This is a genomic window from Streptomyces sp. NPDC038280 (genome assembly GCF_055600045.1).
The window spans coordinates 97201-116105 of sequence record NZ_JBVJYZ010000003.1 but is presented as its reverse complement, the minus strand read 5'-3'; the positions used below and the strand labels follow the sequence as shown (position 1 = coordinate 116105).

Here is an 18905-nt window from a genome sequence, read left to right as displayed (position 1 = left end):
CATGCGAGCACATGTCAGCGAGATCGTCTTCGACTGCGCGGACCCGGCGGCGCTGGTGCGGTTCTGGGCCGCCCTGCTGGGCGGCGCTCCGGTGGACCGGAGCGCGGACTGGTCGTATGTCGAACCGCCCGGTTTCGTGCGGATCGCGTTCCAGCGCGTACCGGAGGGCAAGACGGCCAAGAACCGGCTCCATCTGGACCTGGAGTCGGGGGACGTCGACGTCGCGGCGCAGGAGGCGGAGCGATTCGGCGCCGTCCGCGTCGAGGGCGTCGTCACCGACGACCACGGCCGTTTCCAGGTACTGCGGGACCCCGAGGGGAACGAGTTCTGCTTCGTGGGCGCCTGATCGCGTCGCGACCGGGGGACAATGGGGGTAGCCGTCGGCTCCGTACATCCCTGTACGGCCCTTGTCGGAGGAGGCCGCGATGCTCATGCGCCGTAGCGAAGTCCCTCGTGACGCCGTCCATCACCCGCTCTTCGCCCGCTTCTACGCGCGCGTCAGCGTGGCGGCGGACACCAAGGGCGGCGTGGCCGCCGTCCGCGACGAGCTGCTCACCGGCCTGTCGGGCCGGGTCATCGAGATCGGCGCGGGGAACGGTCTGAACTTCGCCCACTATCCGGGGGCCGTCTCCGAGGTCGTCGCCCTCGAACCGGAGCGGCGTCTGCGCCAGTTGGCCGTCGAGTCCGCGCTGCGCGCCGGTGTTCCGGTGGATGTGGTCCCGGGCGCGGCGGAGGCGATGCCGGTGAAGAGCGAGGCGTTCGACGCGGCCGTGGCCTCCCTGGTGCTGTGTTCCGTACGGGACCTGTCGAGGTCGCTCGCCGAGATCAGGCGGGTCCTCAAGCCGGGCGGTGAGCTGCGCTTCTTCGAGCACGGGGTGGCGCCGGCGCGTGCGATGGCGACGGCTCAGCGGACGCTGGACCGCACGGTGTGGCCACTGTTGTTCGGGGGCTGTCACACGGCGCGGGACCCGCTCGCGGCGATGGAGGCGGCGGGGTTCGAGATCGTGGCGTACCGGCGCCTGCGGATTCCGGAGCGGGGACCGCGGATGCCGACGTCCTCGTGTGTGCTGGGCGTGGCGCGCCGCCCGTTCGACGGCGAGCGCCCGGCCGGTGGCGAGAGCCGCTAGCCGTCGATCGGCGGTCGAGGTCGCGGTCGCGGTCGCGGTCGAGGTCGCGGTCGAGGTCGCGGTCGAGGTCGCGGTCGGCGAACGCTCCCCGGCCGGTCGGCCTTCCGGTGCGAAGGGGCAGCGGCTGGGAGTCAGTGGCTCCACTGCCGCAGTTCGTCGGCGATGGCCCGGACGTCCGACGTACCGTCCTTGACCAGCCGCGCGAGGTCCCGCACCTGCTCGGGCGTGGTGATGACCTTGAGCCCGCAGGCGACGAGATAGCCGTAGGCCACGGCGGAGGCGAACATCGCGTTGGAGTGTTCGAGCGCCGGCACATGGAGGAGCAGTTGCAGCAGGGCGGCGGCGCGGGCGTGCGGGTCGCCGTAGACGGGGACGCCGAAGATCTCGGCGTCGTGCCGGGACACGGCGGCGACGAGCGCGCCCCAGTCGGTGACCTGGGGGTCTCCGGGTGTCTGATGCTCGGCGACCATGAGCAGCCAGGCGAGGTCGATCGAGAGGTTCATCCGGTGGGAGTCACCGTCACCGCTTGCCCCGGCCGGCGCCTGGGCCCCGGTCCCCTGGCCCTCCGCCGTGCGGCTCGGTGCCGAATTCCTCGGCGAACACCGATTCGTACTGCTTCATGAAATCGGCCGCGGCCTCCACGAAGGTGCGGCCCACCTCGCCCGCGTCCTGCTGGACGAGCTCCTCGATATAGCGGTTGACGCTGACTCCGCGCTGCTGCGCCCGCCGGCGGGCGGCCTCGGCGGTGGTCTCGTCCACGCGTACATTCAGCTGGGTCTTGGCCACCCCCTCAAGCTAGCGCGGAACCGCTAGCCGCGGCAATCCCGCGGCGCGACCTACTCCGAGCATGCCTGGCGGACCGCCGGGTACACGCCAGAACCGCAGGGGGAGCGTCGGGTGAATCCGCTGACCGACCCGGAGGGGCGGGCGGCGGGCCGCCGGCTCACCCCTGGGACCACGGGGGCTGACCCCCACTTCACTTTGCCCGTCCTTTACCATGACCTTTTCCCGTTCTTCCTCCCTCGATCGAAAGGTGTGAGCGTCCGCCCATGGGCGAGCCTCCCAGTAGCCGACATCGCGCACTCCTCCTTCCCCTGTCCGATCATGGGACGGAGGTGAACCGATGACCGAAGTGCTCCTGCTCACCGTGGCGCTGTTGCTCTCGCTGGCGTGTGGTGCCTTCGTCGCGGCGGAGTTCTCGCTCACGACCGTCGAGCGCGGCCAGCTGGAACGGGCCGTCGAGCGGGGCGAGCGGGGGGCGCCGAGCGCCCTCAAGGCCGTCCGGTCCCTCACCTTCCAGCTCTCCGGCGCCCAGCTCGGCATCACCGTCACCAATCTGGTCGTCGGCATGCTCTCCGAGTCGTCGATCGTCAAGCTGATCCGCGGTCCGGTGAAGGCTCTCGGCCTGTCCTCCTCGGCCGCTTCGTCGGTGGCCCTGGTCATCGGTACGGCCCTGTCCACCGTCGTACTGATGGTCGTCGGCGAGCTGGTCCCGAAGAACTGGGCCATCTCGTCCCCGCTGGCCGTCGCCAAGGTCGTGGCGGCCCCGCAGCGGGTGTTCACGGCCACGTTCAAGCCGCTGATCAGCCACCTCAACAACACCGCCAACCGGATCGTGCGCCGGCTCGGCCTGGAGCCGGCCGAGGAGCTGGCGTCCGCGCGCAGTCCGCAGGAACTGGTCGCGCTGGCCCGCCACTCCGCCAAGGCGGGCGCGCTGGAGGCGGACACCGCCGAACTGTTCGTACGGACCCTGAATCTGGCCGAGCTGACCGCGGAGAACGTGATGACGCCCCGCGTCCAGGTCACCGCGCTCGAGGTGCAGGCCACGGCCGAGGACGTCGCGAACGCGACCCGCGCGACGGGCCTGTCCCGCTTCCCCGTCTACCGGGGCAGCCTCGACTCCGTCGTCGGCATCGCCCACATCAAGGACGTCCTGGCCATACCGGCGGCCGACCGGCCCTGGAAGCGGGTCTCGGAGATGCTGCGCGAGCCGCTGCTCGTCCCCGAGACGCTCACCGTGGACCGGCTCCTGGACCGGCTGTCCGGGAAGAGGACCATGGCCGTCGTCATCGACGAGTACGGCGGCACGGCCGGTGTCGTGACGCTGGAGGACATCGTCGAGGAGGTCGTCGGCGAGGTGCGTGACGAGCACGATCCGCACGAGACCCCCGACCTCGCGCGCGCCGGTGAGGACGCGGACGGGCGAGAGCTCTGGTCGGCGGACGGCGCGGCGAGGACCGATCAGCTGGAGACGATCGGGATGCGCGTGCCGGACGGCCCGTACGAGACGCTCGCCGGTCTGATCGCCCACGAGCTGGGCCGGATCCCGGCCGTCGGGGACAGCATCGAGAGGGCCGGCTGGCGACTCGATGTCGTGGACGCCTCCGGGCGACGGGCGGCCAGGGTGCTGATGCACGCGCCGCTCTCCCGTAACGACGGAGCCGAGGAGGCACGCCGATGACCGCGATCCAGCTGCTGATCGGCTTTCTGACGCTGGTCGTCAACGCCTTCTTCGTGGGCGCCGAATTCGCCCTGATCTCCGTGCGCCGCAGCCAGATCGAGCCGGAGGCGGAGGCCGGGAACCGACGGGCACGCAGCGTCATCTGGGGCCTGGAGCACGTCTCGGCGATGCTCGCCGCGGCGCAGCTCGGCATCACGCTGTGCACCCTGGTGCTGGGCATCGTCGCCGAGCCGGCGATCGCCCATCTGCTGGAGCCGCTGTTCGACGTGGTCGGTGTGCCGCACGGCCTGGTCCATCCGATCTCGTTCGTGATCGCGCTCGCCGTGGCGACATATCTGCACATGCTGCTGGGCGAGATGGTCCCGAAGAACATCGCGCTGGCGGAGCCGACCCGGTCGGCGCTGCTGCTCGGCCCGCCGCTGGTGACTCTCGCCCGCGCGCTGCGTCCGGTGATCTTCGCGATCAACGCCTTCGCCAACCTGCTGCTCAAACTGCTCAGGGTGGAGACGAAGAACGAGGTGTCGGCGACGTTCTCGGACGACGAACTGGCCCGGATGGTCACGGACGCGGGTCACGCCGGCCTGCTGGACGACCGCGCCGCCGAGCGTCTGCACGACGCCCTGGAGCTGGGCCGCCGCCCGGTGCGGGACGTGGTCATGCCGGTGGAGCGGGTGGTGTACGCCCGCGTCGGGACCACGCCGGAGGAGCTGGAGCGGCTGGCCGCGGAGTCGGGCTTCTCCCGCTTCCCGGTCGTGGATTCCGACCGCCGGATCCTCGGCTATCTCCATGTGAAGGACGCCCTGGACGTCCTTCCGCGCGATCTGCCGTTCCCGGTGTCGTCCCTGCGCCCGATCGCCCGGGTCCGCGCCTCCACGCTCCTGGACGACGTACTGACGGCGATGCGCCGCAGCCGTACGCACTTGGCGGCGGTGGTGGACGAGGAGGGCGACGAGAAGCTCGTCGGCCTGGTGACGATGGAGGACGTGCTCCGTGAACTGGTGGGGCAGCCTCCGGCCTGATCCGCGGCCGTCCACCGGGGCGCGTATGCGGGCGCCGGCCTGACTGCCCGGCGGTTGTGGCTGCCCCGGGGCGCGGGTCTACGCGCCGGGCGCCTGTGCGGGCGCCTGGGAGGGCGGCGGCGCGGGTGTGACGGCGCGGTCCGTGGTCTCGGTGAGGCCCGGGCCGCGCCGTCCCAGTCCGCCGGCTCCAATCGCGGTGAGCACGGCGAGCAGGCTCGCGAGTCCGGCGGTGGCGAGCGCGGCCCGCCATTCGACGTCGAAGAGGTTGGTCGCTCCGGCCATCAGGACGGCGGCGAGTGACTGGGCGAAGGTGCGGACCGCGCGTTCGGCGGTGGCCTTCCAGAAATCCACGGTGAACATGTACTGGACATACTGCGGAATCCGGCGCCGCGACAGCCTTCCGGCAACAGGTCGCCATCGGCAGCCGACTTCTCCATACCGCACGGTATGATCGGCCCGCCATGACGATGAATGCCACCTACACCAGTCTGGTCGCCGTGGGCGACAGCTTCACCGAGGGAATGTCGGATCTGCTGCCCGATGGCACCTACCGCGGTTGGGCCGATCTGCTGGCCGCCCGGCTCGCCGCGCGCACGGCGGACTTCCGGTACGCGAACCTCGCCGTGCGCGGAAAGCTCATCGGCCAGATCGTCGCCGAGCAGGTGGACGTCGCCGCCGCCATGCGGGCCGACGTGGTCACGCTGGTCGGCGGACTCAACGACACCCTGCGGCCCAACTGCGACATGGGACGCGTGCGCGGGCTGCTGGAAGAGGCTGTGGAGCGTTTGGCCCCGTCGTGCGAGCGGCTGGTGCTGATGCGCAGTCCCGGGCGCGACGGCCCGGTGATGGAGCGCTTCCGCCCGCGCATGGAGGAGCTCTTCTCCTTCGTCGACGAGCTGGCCGAGCGGCATGACGCGGTCGTGGTGGATCTGTACGGCGCGCGGGTGCTCGGGGACCAGCGGCTGTGGGACGTGGACCGGCTGCATCTGACGGCCGAGGGGCACCGACGGGTGGCCGAGGCGGTCTGGCAGGCACTCGGCCTCGACCCGGAGGACGACTGGCGGGCCGAGCTGCCCCCGGGGATACGGCCCGGGTGGATGACCCGGCGCGTGGGCGATGTACGGTTCGCCCGACAGCACTTGGGGCCGTGGATCGGCCGCCGGCTGACGGGCCGGTCGTCCGGCGACGGGCTCCCGGCGAAGCGCCCGGACCTGCTGCCCTACGAGCCTCCCTCGACGCGACCGTCCGAGCGTCCGCGCTCCTGACGCGCGCGGGTCCTCCCCTCGCGGAGGGCGGCCCGCTCTCGTAGCAAGCAACAAACCGGACCGTGGCGCTGGCCTGCAGAAACCGCCAGTAGAATCTGGTCACGTGACTGCTGTGACTGCGAAGCCCCGCATCCCCAATGTCCTGGCCGGCCGCTACGCCTCCGCGGAGCTCGCCGTCCTCTGGTCCCCCGAGCAGAAGGTGAAGCTGGAGCGTCAGCTGTGGCTCGCCGTGCTGCGTGCCCAGAAGGACCTCGGGATCGAGGTTCCGGACGCCGCCCTCGCCGACTACGAGCGCGTTCTCGACCAGGTCGACCTCGCGTCGATCGCCGAGCGCGAGAAGGTCACGCGCCATGACGTGAAGGCGCGCATCGAGGAGTTCAACGCCCTCGCCGGCCACGAGCACGTCCACAAGGGCATGACCTCGCGTGATCTCACCGAGAACGTCGAGCAGCTCCAGATCCGGCTCTCGCTGGAGCTGATGCGGGACCGCACGGTCGCCGTCCTCGCCCGGCTCGGCAAGCTCTCCGCCGAGTACGCGGAGCTGGTCATGGCCGGCCGCTCGCACAATGTCGCCGCCCAGGCCACGACCCTCGGCAAGCGCTTCGCGACGGCCGCCGACGAGCTGCTCGTGGCCTACGGCCGCCTCGAGGACCTGCTCGGCCGCTACCCGCTGCGCGGGATCAAGGGCCCGGTCGGCACCGCGCAGGACATGCTGGACCTGCTCGGCGGCGACGCCTCCAAGCTGGCGGAGCTGGAGCAGCGGATCGCCGGTCACCTCGGCTTCGCGCACGCCTTCACCTCGGTCGGCCAGGTCTACCCCCGCTCGCTCGACTACGACGTGGTCACCGCGCTGGTGCAGCTCGCGGCGGCGCCCTCGTCGGTGGCGAAGACGATCCGTCTGATGGCGGGCCACGAGCTGGTGACCGAGGGCTTCAAGCCCGGCCAGGTGGGTTCGTCCGCGATGCCGCACAAGATGAACACCCGCTCCTGCGAGCGTGTCAACGGCCTGATGGTGATCCTGCGCGGCTACGCCTCGATGACGGGCGAGCTGGCCGGCGACCAGTGGAACGAGGGCGACGTCTCCTGCTCGGTCGTCCGCCGGGTCGCCCTGCCCGACGCGTTCTTCGCCTTCGACGGTCTCGTGGAGACCTTCCTGACGGTCCTCGACGAGTTCGGCGCCTTCCCCGCGGTCGTCGCGCGTGAGCTGGACCGCTACCTCCCCTTCCTCGCCACGACCAAGGTGCTGATGGGCGCGGTGCGCGCGGGCGTGGGCCGCGAGGTCGCGCACGAGGCCATCAAGGAGAACGCCGTCGCCTCCGCGCTGGCCATGCGCGAGCAGGGCGCCGAGCGCAACGAGCTGCTGGACAAGCTGGCCGCCGACGAGCGGATCCCGCTGGACCGGGCGCAGCTCGACGCTCTCATGGCGGACAAGCTGTCCTTCACCGGCGCCGCCGCCGACCAGGTCGCCGCCGTGGTCTCCCGGATCGAGGAGATCGCCAAGCAGCACCCGGAGGCCGCCGGCTACGCGCCCGGGTCGATCCTCTGATCCGCGCATGACCCGGTTCACTCCCGAGGAACTCCAGGCCGCCCGCGACCGCGTCGTCCCCGACGTGGTCGCGGACGGCCTGTCCGTTCTCTTCTGCGGCATCAACCCCGGTCTGATGTCGGCCGCGACGGGCCACCACTTCGCCCGTCCCGGCAACCGCTTCTGGCCGGTCCTGCACCTGTCCGGCTTCACTCCTCGGCAGCTGAAGCCGTCCGAGGAACGGGAGCTGCTCACGTACGGCCTCGGCATCACCAATGTGGTGGCGCGGGCGACGGCTCGCGCCGACGAACTGAGCGACGAGGAGTTCCGGGAGGGCGGCCGGGTGCTGACCGCCAAGGTCGAGCTGCTGCGGCCGCGCTGGCTGGCGGTGGTGGGCGTCACGGCGTACCGCACCGCGTTCGGCGACCGCAGGGCGGTGGTCGGCCCCCAGGAGCGGACGATCGGCGCCACGCGGATCTGGGCCCTGCCCAACCCCAGCGGTCTCAACGCCCATTGGACAGCGGCGACGATGGCCGAGGAGTACGCGAGGCTCCGCGAGGCTGCCGGGCCCGACGGGCTCTGAGGAGGGTCCGGACCACAGAGCCGCCCGGTAGCTCGGACTTTGCGGACAGGCCTCAGGGCGGGTCGACCGTCGTGACGGTGGCCAGCAGCTGGAACGGCAGCTCCTTGTCCCACTGGGAGACCCCCAGCGCCAGCCAGAGCCCGTCGACCCGCCACAGGTGCAGGTCCGGCACGTGGGCGCTCAGGACACCCCAGGGCTCGGGTATCTCCTCGCCCTCCGTGCTCCGCTCCAGCACGGACCATAGGCTGAACACCTGCGGCGGCCCCCAGCGCTCCGCGAGCAGGAGCGCGAGCGCGTCACGGTCGGCCTCGTACTGGTCGCAGACCTCTAACCGGCGGGTGCCGTCGTCCTCCCAGAAGTCGTCGCTCGTGGCGAGCTCGGCGATGTGGTAGCCGGGGCCGCTGTCCCCCAGCTCCGATCGGCCGTGCTCCGCGGGGAAGGCCCGGGAGCGCAGCAGGTCGATCGTCGCCACATGGCGTGCGGTGGTCATGGCTCCAGTAAAGCGGCCGCCACTGACAACTGCCGCCCGCTCACGCGTCCCTGGGGCGCAGAGCGCACCCTCCGGCGATCAGCGCTGCCGCCGCCCGGAGCGCTGTCACGCCGAGGCCCGTCCAGGGACCGATCGCCCCCTCGGGATGCTGACGAGGCGACCCGGGTGGTGCCGCGGTCGGTGCCCGAGCCGCCGAAGATCCTCGTGGTGACGACCTGCGAGAACGACGCCTGTGTGTACGGGGCGCCGCGCGCCGGCGCGGACGGTTTCTGCTGAAGCGGGCCCGGCCCGCCGAGATCGTGCACGCGGTGCGGCTGGTCGCCGAGGGCGAGTCGCTGCTGTTCCTGGCGGCCGTGCGCGCGCTCGCGGCCGAGTACGGCAACACGGCGGCCCGCGCGGTGATGGAGCGGGCCTCGCTCACCGACCGGGAGGAGGCGGTGCTCCGATCGATGGCCAGGGGTCTGTCCAACGCGGAGATCGCGGCCGAGTTGATCGTCGGCACCGAGACCGTGAAGTCCCATGTCAGCGCCATTCCGGGGAAGTTGGGGGCCGGGGACCGCACCCAGGCGGTCATCGCCGCGTACGAGTCCGGATTCGTGGCGCCGACCCGACGCCCCACGGGGCACGGGCGGCACTCGCCGCGCTCCCGGTCATTGAGTACCATCCGGCCAGACACGCGCTCGAGCTGGGAGGACACACCGTGGGCCGGCTGACCGGCGGAGACCCGTCGCTGTTGCGGCGGATCAATTCCGCGGTGGTACTTCATGCGCTGCGGGCCGCCGACTCCCCCACGCTCACCGATCTGACCCGGATCACCGGCCTGTCGCGGCCGACGGTCGAGGGGGTGATCGAGGGGCTCATGGAGGGCGGCCTCGTCGTCGAGTCGGCGCCCGAGGAGGGTGAGACCAGGCGGCAGGGCAGGCCGGCCAGGAGGTTCCGGTTCCGAACCGAGGCGGGGCATCTGCTGGGCATCGAGATCGGGCCGCACCGGGTCGCCGCGCTGCTCTCCGGGCTCGACGGACGGATCATCGGCGCGGGCTCCCGTGAGGTGTCGGAGACGGCGTCGGCGGACGAGCGGCTGGAGCGGGTCCGCACGGTCGTCGCCGACGTCCTGCGCCGCGCCGGAGTGGCCCGCAGCAACCTCCGGGCCGTCGGCGTCGGCACACCGGGCATCGTCGAGGCGGACGGAACCATCAAGCTCGGGACCGCCCTGCCCGGCTGGACCGGTCTCGCGCTCGGCGAGCGGCTGCGCCGCTCCTTCCGCTGCCCGGTCCTGGTGGAGAACGACGCCAACGCGGCGGCGGTGGCGGAGCACTGGAAGGGTGCCGCCACCGACTCCGACGACATCGTCTTCGTCCTCGCGGGTCTCAGTCCTGGCGCCGGTTCGCTGATCGGAGGCCGGCTGCACCGCGGCTACGGCGGCGCGGCGGGCGAGATCGGCGCGCTGCACCTGCTGGGGCGGGGGGTGACGCCGGAGACGTTGCTGTCGACGACGGACGAGCCTCTGCACCCGCTCGACGAACAGGCCGTGGCGGCGGTCTTCGCGCTGGCGCGGCAGGGCGACGCCCGGGCCGGGGCGGCGGTGGACCGGTTCATCCAGCGGTTGGTTCACGACGTGGCGGCCCTGGTGCTGGCGCTCGACCCCGAGCTGGTGGTCATCGGCGGCTGGGCCGCGGGACTCGACGGCGTACTCCAGCCGCTGCGCGACGAGCTGGCCCGCTTCTGTCTGCGGCCCCCGCGGGTGGCGCTGTCGCTGCTGGGCGAGGCCGCGGTCGGGACCGGCGCGCTGCGCCTGGCGCTGGACCATGTGGAGGAGCAGCTCTTCGCGGTCGAGGGAACGGTGACGGCCCGCCGCTGAGCAGCTCGGGGAGCTGCCGGCGACGGGCCGTGGACGCGCGCGGACGCGGGTGGTTCAGGACGCCATGACCAGGTCGCCCGAGTCGCCGAAGGTGAGGCGGCAGGTGTCGGCCCGGTAGGTCGCCACCGACACGGCTGCCGTACGGCCTTCGGAGAGGTACCGGGTCGTCACGACGAGGACCGGCGCGCCGGGCAGGCGCTCCAACTCCTTGGCGTCGTCCGCGCGGGCCGAGCCGAGCTCGACCGCGCGGTCCTGGCCGTCGAGGGCGAGGCGCTGCAGTTCGCGCAGGACGCCGCGGGCGCGGGCGGGTCCTGAGGGGCCGACGACGGAGGGGAGCTGGGGAACCGAGCCCGCCGGTACGTACAGCAGCTCGGCGGCGACGGGCTGCCCGTGCGAGACGCGCAGACGACGCACGACGTGGACGGTCTCGTCGAGGTCGGTGTCGAGGAGCCGGGCGACGGCGGCGGGCGGCGTGGCGTCGGCGCAGTCGACGGACTGCCAGGTCTCCTCGGCGACCCCCGGCCACTGGTGCTGGGTGGTGGAGACGTCGACGCCCATGCGGGGCGGGGCGACGGTGGTGCCGACGCCGCGCCGGCGCTGCAGCCGGCCTTCCAGTTCGAGCTGCTCCAGCGCCTGCCGGAGCGTGGCGCGGGCGACCCCGAAACGAGCGGCGAGTTCACGCTCGTTGGGCAGGATCTCGCCCACCGCGAAGTCCGAGTCGAGCGCCTCACTGATCACGGTCTTGAGATGCCAGTACTTCGGCTCCGGCACCGATTCCAGCTGCGTGGTCCCCACCCTGATCCTCCGCAATCGCCGTGTCCCCGGCGGCTTTCCGCGCCCTTGTTTATTAAAGGTTCCTGCACTAACTCTGCCGACCATAAGACGGTCCTCCCCCTTGGTCAAGACCAATCATCTGTCCGGCGGCCGGCACGGCGGCCCTTCGGTCGTGATCGTTCACAGGACGTTCGCGCTGCGGTGAGGCGCGCGCGGCACAGCGCCCCGCGTCCGGTGACGGAACGCGGGGCGCTTCCTGGCAGGGTGGCGCTCCTACGGCGCGACGGCGTGGAGCTTGTCCGGATTCCGCACGATATAGACGCATTGAATGCGACCGTCTCGGACCTCCAGCTGCAGGACGGTGTCCGGGGTGCCGTCCCGCAGGACGAGCACCGCCGGGGCGCCATTGAGCTCGACGAGCCGGACCTCGAAGTCGGCGACGGCGCCGGCGACTCCGAGGAGGAATCGACCGACCTTGTCCGCGGTCTCGATGATCCGCAGCGGAGCCTTGGACTTGCCACCGCTGTCGCCGACGAGCCGCGCGTCGGGCGCGAGCAGTTCCAGCAGATCGCCGAGGTCGCCCCCGCCCGCGGCGGCGAGGAAGCGCTCGGTGAGGTCGCGGCACTCGGCCGGGTCCACGTCGTATCGGGGCCTGCCCTCGTCGACATGGCGCCGGGCCCGTCCGGCGAGCTGGCGCACGGCGGCCTCGGAGCGGTCGAGGACGGTGGCGATCTCGCCGTACGGGAAGCCGAAGGCCTCGCGGAGCACGAACACGGCACGCTCCAGCGGCGAGAGGGATTCGAGGACGACCAGGACGGCGAGGGACACGGAGTCGGCGAGCACGGCGCGTTCCGCCGTGTCGGGGACGGACGGGCCGAAGTCGGTCACGATCGGTTCGGGCAGCCACGGCCCGACGTAGGATTCGCGGCGCGACTGGACCTGGCGCAGCCGGTCGATGGCCAGCCGGGTGGTGATCCGTACGAGATAGGCGCGCGGCTCGCGTACGTCCTCCCGCCGCTCGGCCGACCATCGCAGCCATGCCTCCTGGACGACGTCCTCCGCGTCGGCGGCGCGGCCGAGCATGCGGTAGGCCACGCCGGTGAGGACGGGGCGGTGCTGCTGGAAGACATCGCTGGCGGAGTCGGCGGTCACGCTCCCATCCCATCCCACGCGCGGGGCGGTGTCCAGGCGCGCCGGGTGCGGTGCGGGCCACAGCCGCGCGGCGGGGAAGGCCCGGGAGAGGTCCCGGCCGGCCTCACGCCGCGAGCCCGTCCGCAAGCGTTCCCGACCCGTTGTTGCCGCCCTCTTGAACTCGTTCCTACTGAACGGTAATTGTTGCTGACAGGGCGTCTAAGACAGGGAGCAGTCGTATGCCGGCAGAGGTCTCGTTCACCACCGCGTCCCCCCGGGGACCGCGCAAGGTCTCCGTGACGTACGAACGCAGGGGCGCGGGCGAGCCGTTGCTGCTGCTGCACGGGATCGGCCACCACTGGCAGGCCTGGGAACCGGTCCTGCCGATCCTCGCGGCCGAGCGGGACGTCGTCGCGATCGACCTGCCCGGCTTCGGCGCCTCACCGGCCCTGCCCGACGGCTTCGCCTACGACCTCGGGACGGTGGTGCCCGTACTCGCCGGGCTCTGCGAGGCGCTGGGCATCGAGCGGCCGCACGTCGCGGGGAACTCCCTCGGCGGGCTGCTCGCCCTGGAGTTGGGCAAGGAGAAGCTCGTCCGGTCGGTGACGGCGCTGTCCCCGGCCGGTTTCTGGTCGGAGGGCGAGCGGCGGTACGCCTTCGGGACGCTGCGGGCGATGCGGGCCGCGGCCCTCGCGATGCCGCTGCCGCTGATCGAGCGGCTGTCCCGGACCACCGCCGGCCGTACGGCGCTGACCAGCACCATCTACGCCCGTCCCGGCCGCCGCTCACCCGAGGCCGCCGTCGCCGAGACCCTCGCGCTGCGCGGCGCCACCGGCTTCCACGAGACGCTCGCCGCCGGCGGGAGCGTGCGGTTCACCGACGACGTGCCCGGTCTTCCGGTCACCGTCGCCTGGGGAACCCGCGACCGACTGCTGCTGCGCCGCCAGGGGATACGCGCCAAGCACACCGTCCCCGGTGCCCGGCTGGTCCGGCTGCCCGGGTGCGGTCACGTGCCGATGAACGACGATCCGGCCCTTGTCGCGCGGGTGATCCTCGACGGCAGCCGCTGACTTTCCCCGGGGACGCCTGCCGAAGGCGCCGGAGCCGAGCGCCGCTCCGGCGCCCACCAGCGCGCTGCCCGTCGCCTGGGCCACGCCGTAGGTGCCCGTGCCGGCCAGCGGCGCCGTCATCGCCGCTGCCACCGGGATCAGTCCCGACAGCAGCACCGCCCGCTCCACACCGATCCGGCGCATGCCCGTGTAGTACAGAACGAAGCCGACAACGGTGACGACCGCCGCCTGCCAACCGAGCGCCAGCGCTTCGGACATGGCCGGGATCCGCAGGAACGCCGTCCCGTCGAGCACGAACCCGAGGAGCGCGGACTCGACGGCTCCGACACCGCAGACCGCCGCCGTGAGCAGGCGCGGCCCCAGGGGCCGCAGGACCGGCACGGCGAGCACGGTGAAGCCCACCTCACCGATGAGCGCGCCCAGCGACCACACCATGCCGGACAGGTCGGTACGGCCCCAACCCTGCACCGTGAACGCGCCCGCGGCGACGAACAGGGCCCCGCAGAGCACCGGGAGGACCGGCTTGCGCCTGCTCATCAGCGGCACGAGGACGGCCACGACCACGGGCGCGCAGCCGACGAACACTCCCGGCACCGCAGGCTCGGCGCTCCGCTCGGCCGCGAGGACGGACAGATTGAAGCCGACCATCCCGATGCCGGCGACGACGGCCAGACGCCCCCATTGACGGCGGCTCAGATCGCGCAGCGGGGCGAGGCCGCCCCGGCCGAGGAAGGGAAGCAGGAGCAGAAAGGCGGCTCCGTAGCGCAGCGCCTGGCCGCCCGCGTAGGGGTAGTCGCCGAGAAGGCTGTTGGCGGTGAAGGAGGCGCCGACGAGGGCGTAGGCGAGGGTCACGAGAAGGGTTCCCCGCAGAAGGTTCGCGTTCATGGGGCCGACGCTAGGCAGCGCTCCGGTCCCGTTTAAGGTCCACTTCCATGACGTCATCGGGGACCAATCCACCGGCGGGCGAGGGCGGCGGAAGCCCCGCGTGGGAGCTGCTGCTGCCGGCGGCCGGCGCTCCGGCCCGACGGCGTGGCCGGGCGCTCCAGTCGGCGCTGCGTGAGGCGGTGCGCTCGGGCCTTCTGGTGGCGGGGACCCGCCTGCCGGCCAGCAGGGAGCTGGCGGCGGACCTCGGGGTGTCGCGCGGACTGATCACCGAGACGTACGAACAGCTCGTCGCCGAGGGATATTTGCGCAGCGGTCGCGGCGCGGGCACCTGGGTGGGCGACGCGGTGCGGGCGGCTGCCGAAGGGACGTCCGACCCGGCTCCGCCCGCTTCGCGCCCGCTGGTGGACTTCGTTCCGGGGACCCCCGACCTCTCGCTCTTCCCACGCGCGGCCTGGGCCGCCGCGCACAAGGCCGTCCTGTCCCGGCTGCCGCACCGGGCACTGGGCTATCCGGATCCCCGCGGGCTGGCGGAGCTGCGCGAGGCGCTGGCCGGGTTGCTGGCAAGGCGCCGCGGGGTGGTGGCGGATCCCGGGCGGCTGGTGGTGTGTTCGGGCGTGGCCCAGGCGATGACCCTGCTCGGATTCGTGCTGCACGCGCGCGGGATCCGGGCGGTGGGGGTGGAGGACCCCGGAAGCCCGGAGCACGGCAGGCTGTTCGCCTCGACCGGTGTGGAGACGGTGTGGCTGCCGGTGGACGCCGACGGGATGCTTCCGGGGCCACTGGCCGAGGCCGGCGTACGGGCTGTCGTGACCACCCCCTCGCACCAGTTCCCGTCCGGGATCGGGTACTCGGCCCGGCGGCGCGCCGAACTCCTGGAGTGGGCACGCTCGGTGGACGGCTTCGTCGTGGAGGACGACTACGACGGGGACTTCCGCTACGACCGGGCTCCGGTCGGCGCGCTGCAGGGCCTCGATCCGGAACGGGTCGCGTACACCGGTTCGGTGAGCAAGTCCCTGGCGCCGGGGCTGCGGCTCGGCTGGCTGCTCGCCCCGGAGGAAATGGTCGAGGAGGTCGTGGAGCGCAAGCGGACCATGGACCTGGGGAATCCGGCCCTCGATCAGGCGGTTCTGTGCGACTTCGTCACCCGGGGCGGCTACGACCGTCAGCTGCGGCGGTGTCAGCGCGCCTATCGAGAGCGCCGGGACGCGCTGGTGGCGGCGCTGGAGGAGCACCTGCCCGGCACGGAGGTCAGCGGGATCGCCGCCGGGCTGCACATCATCGCGTGCGTGCCGGTCGACGGCGGCCCGGCGTCACTCCTGGTGCGGCGGGCGGCCGCGGCCGGGGTGGCCGTGCGACCACTGGAGGACTACGGGACGCGGACCTTCGCGGACGGGCACCTGAGGCTCGTACTGGGCTACGCGCACCTGACGCCGTCGGACATCGCACGGGGCGTGCGCCTGCTGGCGGGCGCACTGCGCGGTCACCGTGAGCGCGCGGACGCCCCACGCGCCGGCGGTCAGCCGGTGTTGGACCAGCCGCGTACGGAGAGGACGAGCCGGTAGCCGTCGGGGTCCTCGACGGTGACGCCCCATTCGTTCCAGTACGGATTGGGGGACGTCACGCGCTTGCCGCCGTGCTCCTCGAGCCGGGCCACGAGCTCGTCCGGGACCTCTTCCTCGAGATAGACGACGAGAAGGTCCTCCTCGGTGGGGCGCGGCACGACGGGCGCGGCGTCGACGAGTTCGAGGTGCCAGCCGGCGTCGGGCCAGCCGAGCATGAGCAGGGCGTGGTCGCCGGGTTCGGCGGTGCCCTCGTCGCGGTAGACGACGTTCAGGCCGAGGCCGTCCTTCCAGAAGCGCTCGGCCGCCCCCAGGTCTCGTGAGGGGCGGGCGATACGGATGTGCGACTGGCCGCCTATGGGCACGAGTTCCCCCTGGTCGGTGTGTTGGACCGAACCGACCGTATCCCGCGGCGCCGGGCGGGTCGATCGGTCGCTGGTCCTCCGTCCTGCGACGTCGATCGCGCGTCGGAGGCGTACCCGGCGTGTTCCTGCGGGGCCGGGGCCCGTTGTTCATGTGGGGTTGGTGTGCGCGCCGTCACCGGCCGTTAGGCATGGCACAGCCGCCCGAACCACACGTCCCGGCAGCGTGACCCGATTCCCCCTGGAGGCGCACCGATGTCGTACAGCCCGCCGAGCCCGTCGCCCGCCCGCCGCAGCGTCCTGCGCGGCTCCCTGGCCGCCTCGGCGGGGCTCTCCCTCGGGGGAGCCGCCGCCCTTGGCGGGGCGGCGCCCGCTCTCGCCCTGTCGGGACGGCCGCGTGCCGCGTGGGGTGTGCAGACGGGTGATGTGACCTCGTCGTCCGGGCTGGTGTGGGTGCGGTCCGACCGGCCGGCGCGGATGGTCGTGGAGACCGCGGCGAGCGAGTCCTTCCGGGGCGCCCGCCGGTGGCACGGCCCGCTGCTCGGCGCGGACAGCGACTTCACGGGGACGACGGCGCTGCGCGGGCTGCCGCCCGGTGAGCAGATCCACTACCGCGTGACGCTCGCCGACCCGGACGACCCGCGGCGCACCGGTGAGCCGGTGGCCGGAACGTTCCGTACCGCTCCCGCGCGGCGTCGGGCGGGCGTGCGCTTCCTCTGGTCGGGCGACATCGCCGGGCAGGGCTGGGGCATCAACCCCGACATCGGCGGGTTCCGCGCGTACGAGGAGATGCGCCGGCTCGACCCGGACTTCTTCCTGTGCAGCGGGGACACGATCTACGCCGACGGGGTGATCCAGCCGAGCGTGGCGCTGCCCGACGGCAGGGTCTGGCGCAACATCACCACCGAGGAGAAGTCGAAGGTCGCGGAGACCCTCGACGAGTACCGGGGCAACTTCCGCTACAACCTGCTGGACCACAACGTCCGCGCGTTCAACGCCCAGGTGCCGACGATCGTGCAGTGGGACGACCACGAGGTGCGCAACAACTGGTACCCGGGGCAGATCCTCGACGACCCGCGCTACACCGAGAAGGACGTGGACGTCCTGGCGGCGCGTTCCCTGCGCGCGTTCGGCGAGTACTTCCCCGTCTCCACGCTCCGCGCGCGCGGTGAGGAGGGCCGGATGCACCGGGTGGTGCGGTACGGTCCGCTGCTCGATGTGTTCGTCCTCGACATGCGCTCCCACCGCGACGCCAACTCGCCGGGCCGTCAGGCCGACGACACCACCGGCATCCTGGGTGCGGAGCAGCTGGCCTGGCTGAAGGGCGAGCTGGCACGCTCGCGAGCGGTGTGGAAGGTGATCGCCTCCGACATGCCGCTGGGTCTGGTGGTCCCGGACGGCTCGACCGACTTCGAGGCCGTGGCGCAGGGCTACCCCGGTGCGCCGCTCGGCCGGGAGCTGCAGATCGCGGAGCTGCTGCGGTTCGTCAAGCACCGCCGTGTCACCGGGACGCTGTGGCTGACGGCGGACGTGCACTACACCTCGGCTCAGCATTACGCCCCGGAACGGGCCGCGTTCAAGGACTTCGCGCCGTTCTGGGAGTTCGTCTCCGGTCCGCTGGCGGCAGGTGGGTTCCCGGCCAACGCGCTGGACTCCACGTTCGGGCCGGAGCGGGTGTTCGTACGGGCGCCGGAGCGGGCGAATCTTTCACCGATGGAGACGCCGCAGTACTTCGGTGAGGTCGACATCGACGGCGGGAGCGGGGAGTTGACCGTGCGGTTGCGGGCGGAGGGAGGAACCGTCCTGTTCAGCAAGGTGCTCCAGCCGGGGCGCGTCGGCCAGTGACACCCCGTCCCTGATCCCACGCCTCGATCGCACGCCTCGATCCCACTTCTCGATCCCACTCCAGGAAGTCCCTTCCAGAAAACCCTCCTGGAAGGCCCCTTCGTCACCTCCTGTTGCCTCGGCGGCAATTACTTGCCATAGTGGAAAGTAGTTGCCGCCAAGAGACCGGGGGATCAGTGATGACCGAACACGTCGACGCCGTGGAGGCGTTGGGGCGAAGCCTGCGCATGGAGAAGGCCGCGCGGCGGGACAGCGGCTGGTACAGCCGCTATCTGATGATCTTCGCCGTCGCACAGCTGGGCCTGGTGCCCACGGTGCTGCTGCTGCACGGCACGGTGGCCATGCCCCTCGCGTTGATCGCGTACGTCGTCGTCGTGTCCGGGCTGAGTCTCTACGTGACGCGCAGGCGGGCGGTGCGGCGCGCCTTCGGCCTGCGGCACGGCCTCACCATCGGCATCTGGGGGGTGCTGTACGCGCTCACGATCGTCCTGGGCTCCACCGTCTTCCCCGACAACGTCACCTTCGCCGTCGGGGCGGCGCTGGTGTGCACGCTGCCGCTGGCGGTGGCCGGTTGGATCGAAGGGCGCCTGGGCGCATGACGGACGCGAAGCAGGGCAGTCACCCGCGTCACGCGCTGGAGCCGCTGCTGACCTCGCCCGTGCGCCTGTCGGTGGTGGCGGCCCTCGCACCGCTGGACCGGGCGGAGTTCGCGTTCGTACGGGATCTGGTGGAGGTGTCCGACTCTGCGCTCTCCAAGCAGGTCGCCGCGCTGGAGGAGGCGGGTCTGGTCTCGGTGGACAAGGGCCGGGTGGGGCGCCGGCCGCGGACCTGGCTGGCGTTGACGGCGACAGGGCGTGACGTCTACGCCCGGCATCTGGCGGCGCTGCGGGCGATCGCCGGGAGCTGAGACCACAGCCGTCCGGCGATTGTCAGTGGTGCCCCCTAACGTCA

Annotated in this window: 20 protein-coding genes and 2 pseudogenes; 14 read left to right on the top strand and 8 right to left on the bottom strand. The window is 72.2% G+C overall.

Annotated features, from left to right (window positions below):
- The first annotated feature begins 1 nt into the window (after position 1).
- On the top strand, positions 2-346 hold the full coding sequence (locus ACZ7J0_RS08845; protein WP_470885364.1) for a VOC family protein: 345 nt from the start codon (positions 2-4) through the stop codon (positions 344-346).
- Between the two features lie 79 nt (positions 347-425).
- Positions 426-1127 carry a class I SAM-dependent methyltransferase gene (locus tag ACZ7J0_RS08840; protein ID WP_470885362.1) on the top strand — a complete coding sequence of 234 codons (702 nt, stop codon included), beginning with the start codon at positions 426-428 and terminating at the stop codon, positions 1125-1127.
- A gap of 131 nt (positions 1128-1258) precedes the next feature.
- Here ACZ7J0_RS08840 and ACZ7J0_RS08835 read toward each other — a convergent pair whose 3' ends face one another.
- Together ACZ7J0_RS08835 and ACZ7J0_RS08830 are read right to left on the bottom strand one after the other, a co-directional pair.
- Positions 1259-1630, bottom strand: coding sequence for a fic family toxin-antitoxin system, toxin component (locus tag ACZ7J0_RS08835; protein WP_470885360.1), 372 nt, complete (start codon positions 1628-1630; stop codon positions 1259-1261).
- A 16-nt stretch (positions 1631-1646) separates the two neighbouring features.
- Positions 1647-1913, bottom strand: coding sequence for a toxin-antitoxin system HicB family antitoxin (locus ACZ7J0_RS08830; RefSeq protein WP_470885359.1), 267 nt, complete (start codon positions 1911-1913; stop codon positions 1647-1649).
- Positions 1914-2250: 337 nt separating this feature from the next.
- On the opposite strand from ACZ7J0_RS08830, the gene ACZ7J0_RS08825 reads away from it, so the two are divergent.
- Together ACZ7J0_RS08825 and ACZ7J0_RS08820 are read left to right on the top strand one after the other, a co-directional pair.
- The gene (locus ACZ7J0_RS08825) at positions 2251-3588 is read left to right on the top strand and encodes a hemolysin family protein (RefSeq protein ID WP_470885357.1); all 1338 of its coding nucleotides are present in this window, start codon (positions 2251-2253) and stop codon (positions 3586-3588) included.
- A complete protein-coding gene (locus tag ACZ7J0_RS08820) occupies positions 3585-4607 on the top strand; it encodes a hemolysin family protein (RefSeq protein ID WP_470885355.1) in 1023 nt (340 codons plus the stop codon). The genes ACZ7J0_RS08825 and ACZ7J0_RS08820 overlap by 4 nt, the downstream gene beginning before the upstream one ends.
- A 78-nt stretch (positions 4608-4685) precedes the next feature.
- Here the strand turns inward: ACZ7J0_RS08820 and ACZ7J0_RS08815 are convergent, their stop codons facing one another.
- Positions 4686-4967, bottom strand: a complete 282-nt coding sequence (locus ACZ7J0_RS08815) for a holin (protein ID WP_470885353.1) — start codon at positions 4965-4967, stop codon at positions 4686-4688.
- 101 nt (positions 4968-5068) lie between these two features.
- Between ACZ7J0_RS08815 and ACZ7J0_RS08810 the strand changes: the two genes are divergently transcribed.
- From ACZ7J0_RS08810 to mug, 3 genes are all read left to right on the top strand, one after another.
- Complete coding sequence (locus ACZ7J0_RS08810; RefSeq protein WP_470885351.1) at positions 5069-5872, top strand: SGNH/GDSL hydrolase family protein; 804 nt, start codon at positions 5069-5071, stop codon at positions 5870-5872.
- Positions 5873-5975: 103 nt separating this feature from the next.
- The gene (purB, locus tag ACZ7J0_RS08805; RefSeq protein ID WP_470885349.1) at positions 5976-7418 is read left to right on the top strand and encodes an adenylosuccinate lyase; all 1443 of its coding nucleotides are present in this window, start codon (positions 5976-5978) and stop codon (positions 7416-7418) included.
- Between the two features lie 7 nt (positions 7419-7425).
- Complete coding sequence (gene mug, locus ACZ7J0_RS08800; protein WP_470885347.1) at positions 7426-7980, top strand: G/U mismatch-specific DNA glycosylase; 555 nt, start codon at positions 7426-7428, stop codon at positions 7978-7980.
- A gap of 52 nt (positions 7981-8032) precedes the next feature.
- Here the strand turns inward: mug and ACZ7J0_RS08795 are convergent, their stop codons facing one another.
- A complete protein-coding gene (locus tag ACZ7J0_RS08795; RefSeq protein ID WP_470885346.1) occupies positions 8033-8470 on the bottom strand; it encodes a hypothetical protein in 438 nt (145 codons plus the stop codon).
- A gap of 144 nt (positions 8471-8614) precedes the next feature.
- Here ACZ7J0_RS08795 and ACZ7J0_RS08790 point away from each other — a divergent pair.
- Together ACZ7J0_RS08790 and ACZ7J0_RS08785 are read left to right on the top strand one after the other, a co-directional pair.
- Positions 8615-9075 (top strand): annotated as a pseudogene (locus ACZ7J0_RS08790) (response regulator transcription factor); the annotation flags it as partial.
- A gap of 95 nt (positions 9076-9170) precedes the next feature.
- Positions 9171-10328, top strand: coding sequence for an ROK family transcriptional regulator (locus ACZ7J0_RS08785; RefSeq protein WP_470885344.1), 1158 nt, complete (start codon positions 9171-9173; stop codon positions 10326-10328).
- A gap of 54 nt (positions 10329-10382) precedes the next feature.
- Here ACZ7J0_RS08785 and ACZ7J0_RS08780 read toward each other — a convergent pair whose 3' ends face one another.
- Both ACZ7J0_RS08780 and ACZ7J0_RS08775 read right to left on the bottom strand, forming a co-directional pair.
- Entirely contained in the window at positions 10383-11123 is a 741-nt protein-coding gene (locus ACZ7J0_RS08780; protein WP_470885342.1) for a GntR family transcriptional regulator, read from the bottom strand.
- A gap of 252 nt (positions 11124-11375) precedes the next feature.
- Positions 11376-12254 (bottom strand): RNA polymerase sigma-70 factor, encoded by an 879-nt coding sequence (locus ACZ7J0_RS08775; RefSeq protein ID WP_470885340.1) that lies wholly within the window; start codon positions 12252-12254, stop codon positions 11376-11378.
- A gap of 218 nt (positions 12255-12472) precedes the next feature.
- Here ACZ7J0_RS08775 and ACZ7J0_RS08770 point away from each other — a divergent pair, with 218 nt between their 5' ends.
- Complete coding sequence (locus tag ACZ7J0_RS08770) at positions 12473-13303, top strand: alpha/beta fold hydrolase (protein ID WP_470885338.1); 831 nt, start codon at positions 12473-12475, stop codon at positions 13301-13303.
- A gap of 480 nt (positions 13304-13783) precedes the next feature.
- Here the strand turns inward: ACZ7J0_RS08770 and ACZ7J0_RS08765 are convergent.
- Positions 13784-14188: pseudogene (locus ACZ7J0_RS08765) on the bottom strand (EamA family transporter); the annotation flags it as partial.
- Between the two features lie 47 nt (positions 14189-14235).
- Between ACZ7J0_RS08765 and pdxR the strand changes: the two are divergent.
- Positions 14236-15750 carry a MocR-like pyridoxine biosynthesis transcription factor PdxR gene (gene pdxR, locus ACZ7J0_RS08760; protein WP_470885336.1) on the top strand — a complete coding sequence of 505 codons (1515 nt, stop codon included), beginning with the start codon at positions 14236-14238 and terminating at the stop codon, positions 15748-15750.
- Here the strand turns inward: pdxR and ACZ7J0_RS08755 are convergent.
- Positions 15705-16112, bottom strand: a complete 408-nt coding sequence (locus ACZ7J0_RS08755) for a VOC family protein (protein ID WP_470885334.1) — start codon at positions 16110-16112, stop codon at positions 15705-15707. The two genes, pdxR and ACZ7J0_RS08755, sit on opposite strands and share 46 nt — an antisense overlap.
- Positions 16113-16364: 252 nt before the next feature.
- On the opposite strand from ACZ7J0_RS08755, the gene ACZ7J0_RS08750 reads away from it, so the two are divergent.
- From ACZ7J0_RS08750 to ACZ7J0_RS08740, 3 genes are all read left to right on the top strand, one after another.
- On the top strand, positions 16365-17954 hold the full coding sequence (locus ACZ7J0_RS08750) for an alkaline phosphatase D family protein (protein ID WP_470885332.1): 1590 nt from the start codon (positions 16365-16367) through the stop codon (positions 17952-17954).
- Positions 17955-18133: 179 nt separating this feature from the next.
- A complete protein-coding gene (locus ACZ7J0_RS08745; RefSeq protein WP_470885330.1) occupies positions 18134-18553 on the top strand; it encodes a hypothetical protein in 420 nt (139 codons plus the stop codon).
- Positions 18550-18861 carry a winged helix-turn-helix domain-containing protein gene (locus ACZ7J0_RS08740; RefSeq protein ID WP_470885328.1) on the top strand — a complete coding sequence of 104 codons (312 nt, stop codon included), beginning with the start codon at positions 18550-18552 and terminating at the stop codon, positions 18859-18861. The genes ACZ7J0_RS08745 and ACZ7J0_RS08740 overlap by 4 nt, the downstream gene beginning before the upstream one ends.
- Positions 18862-18905: the final 44 nt, after the last annotated feature.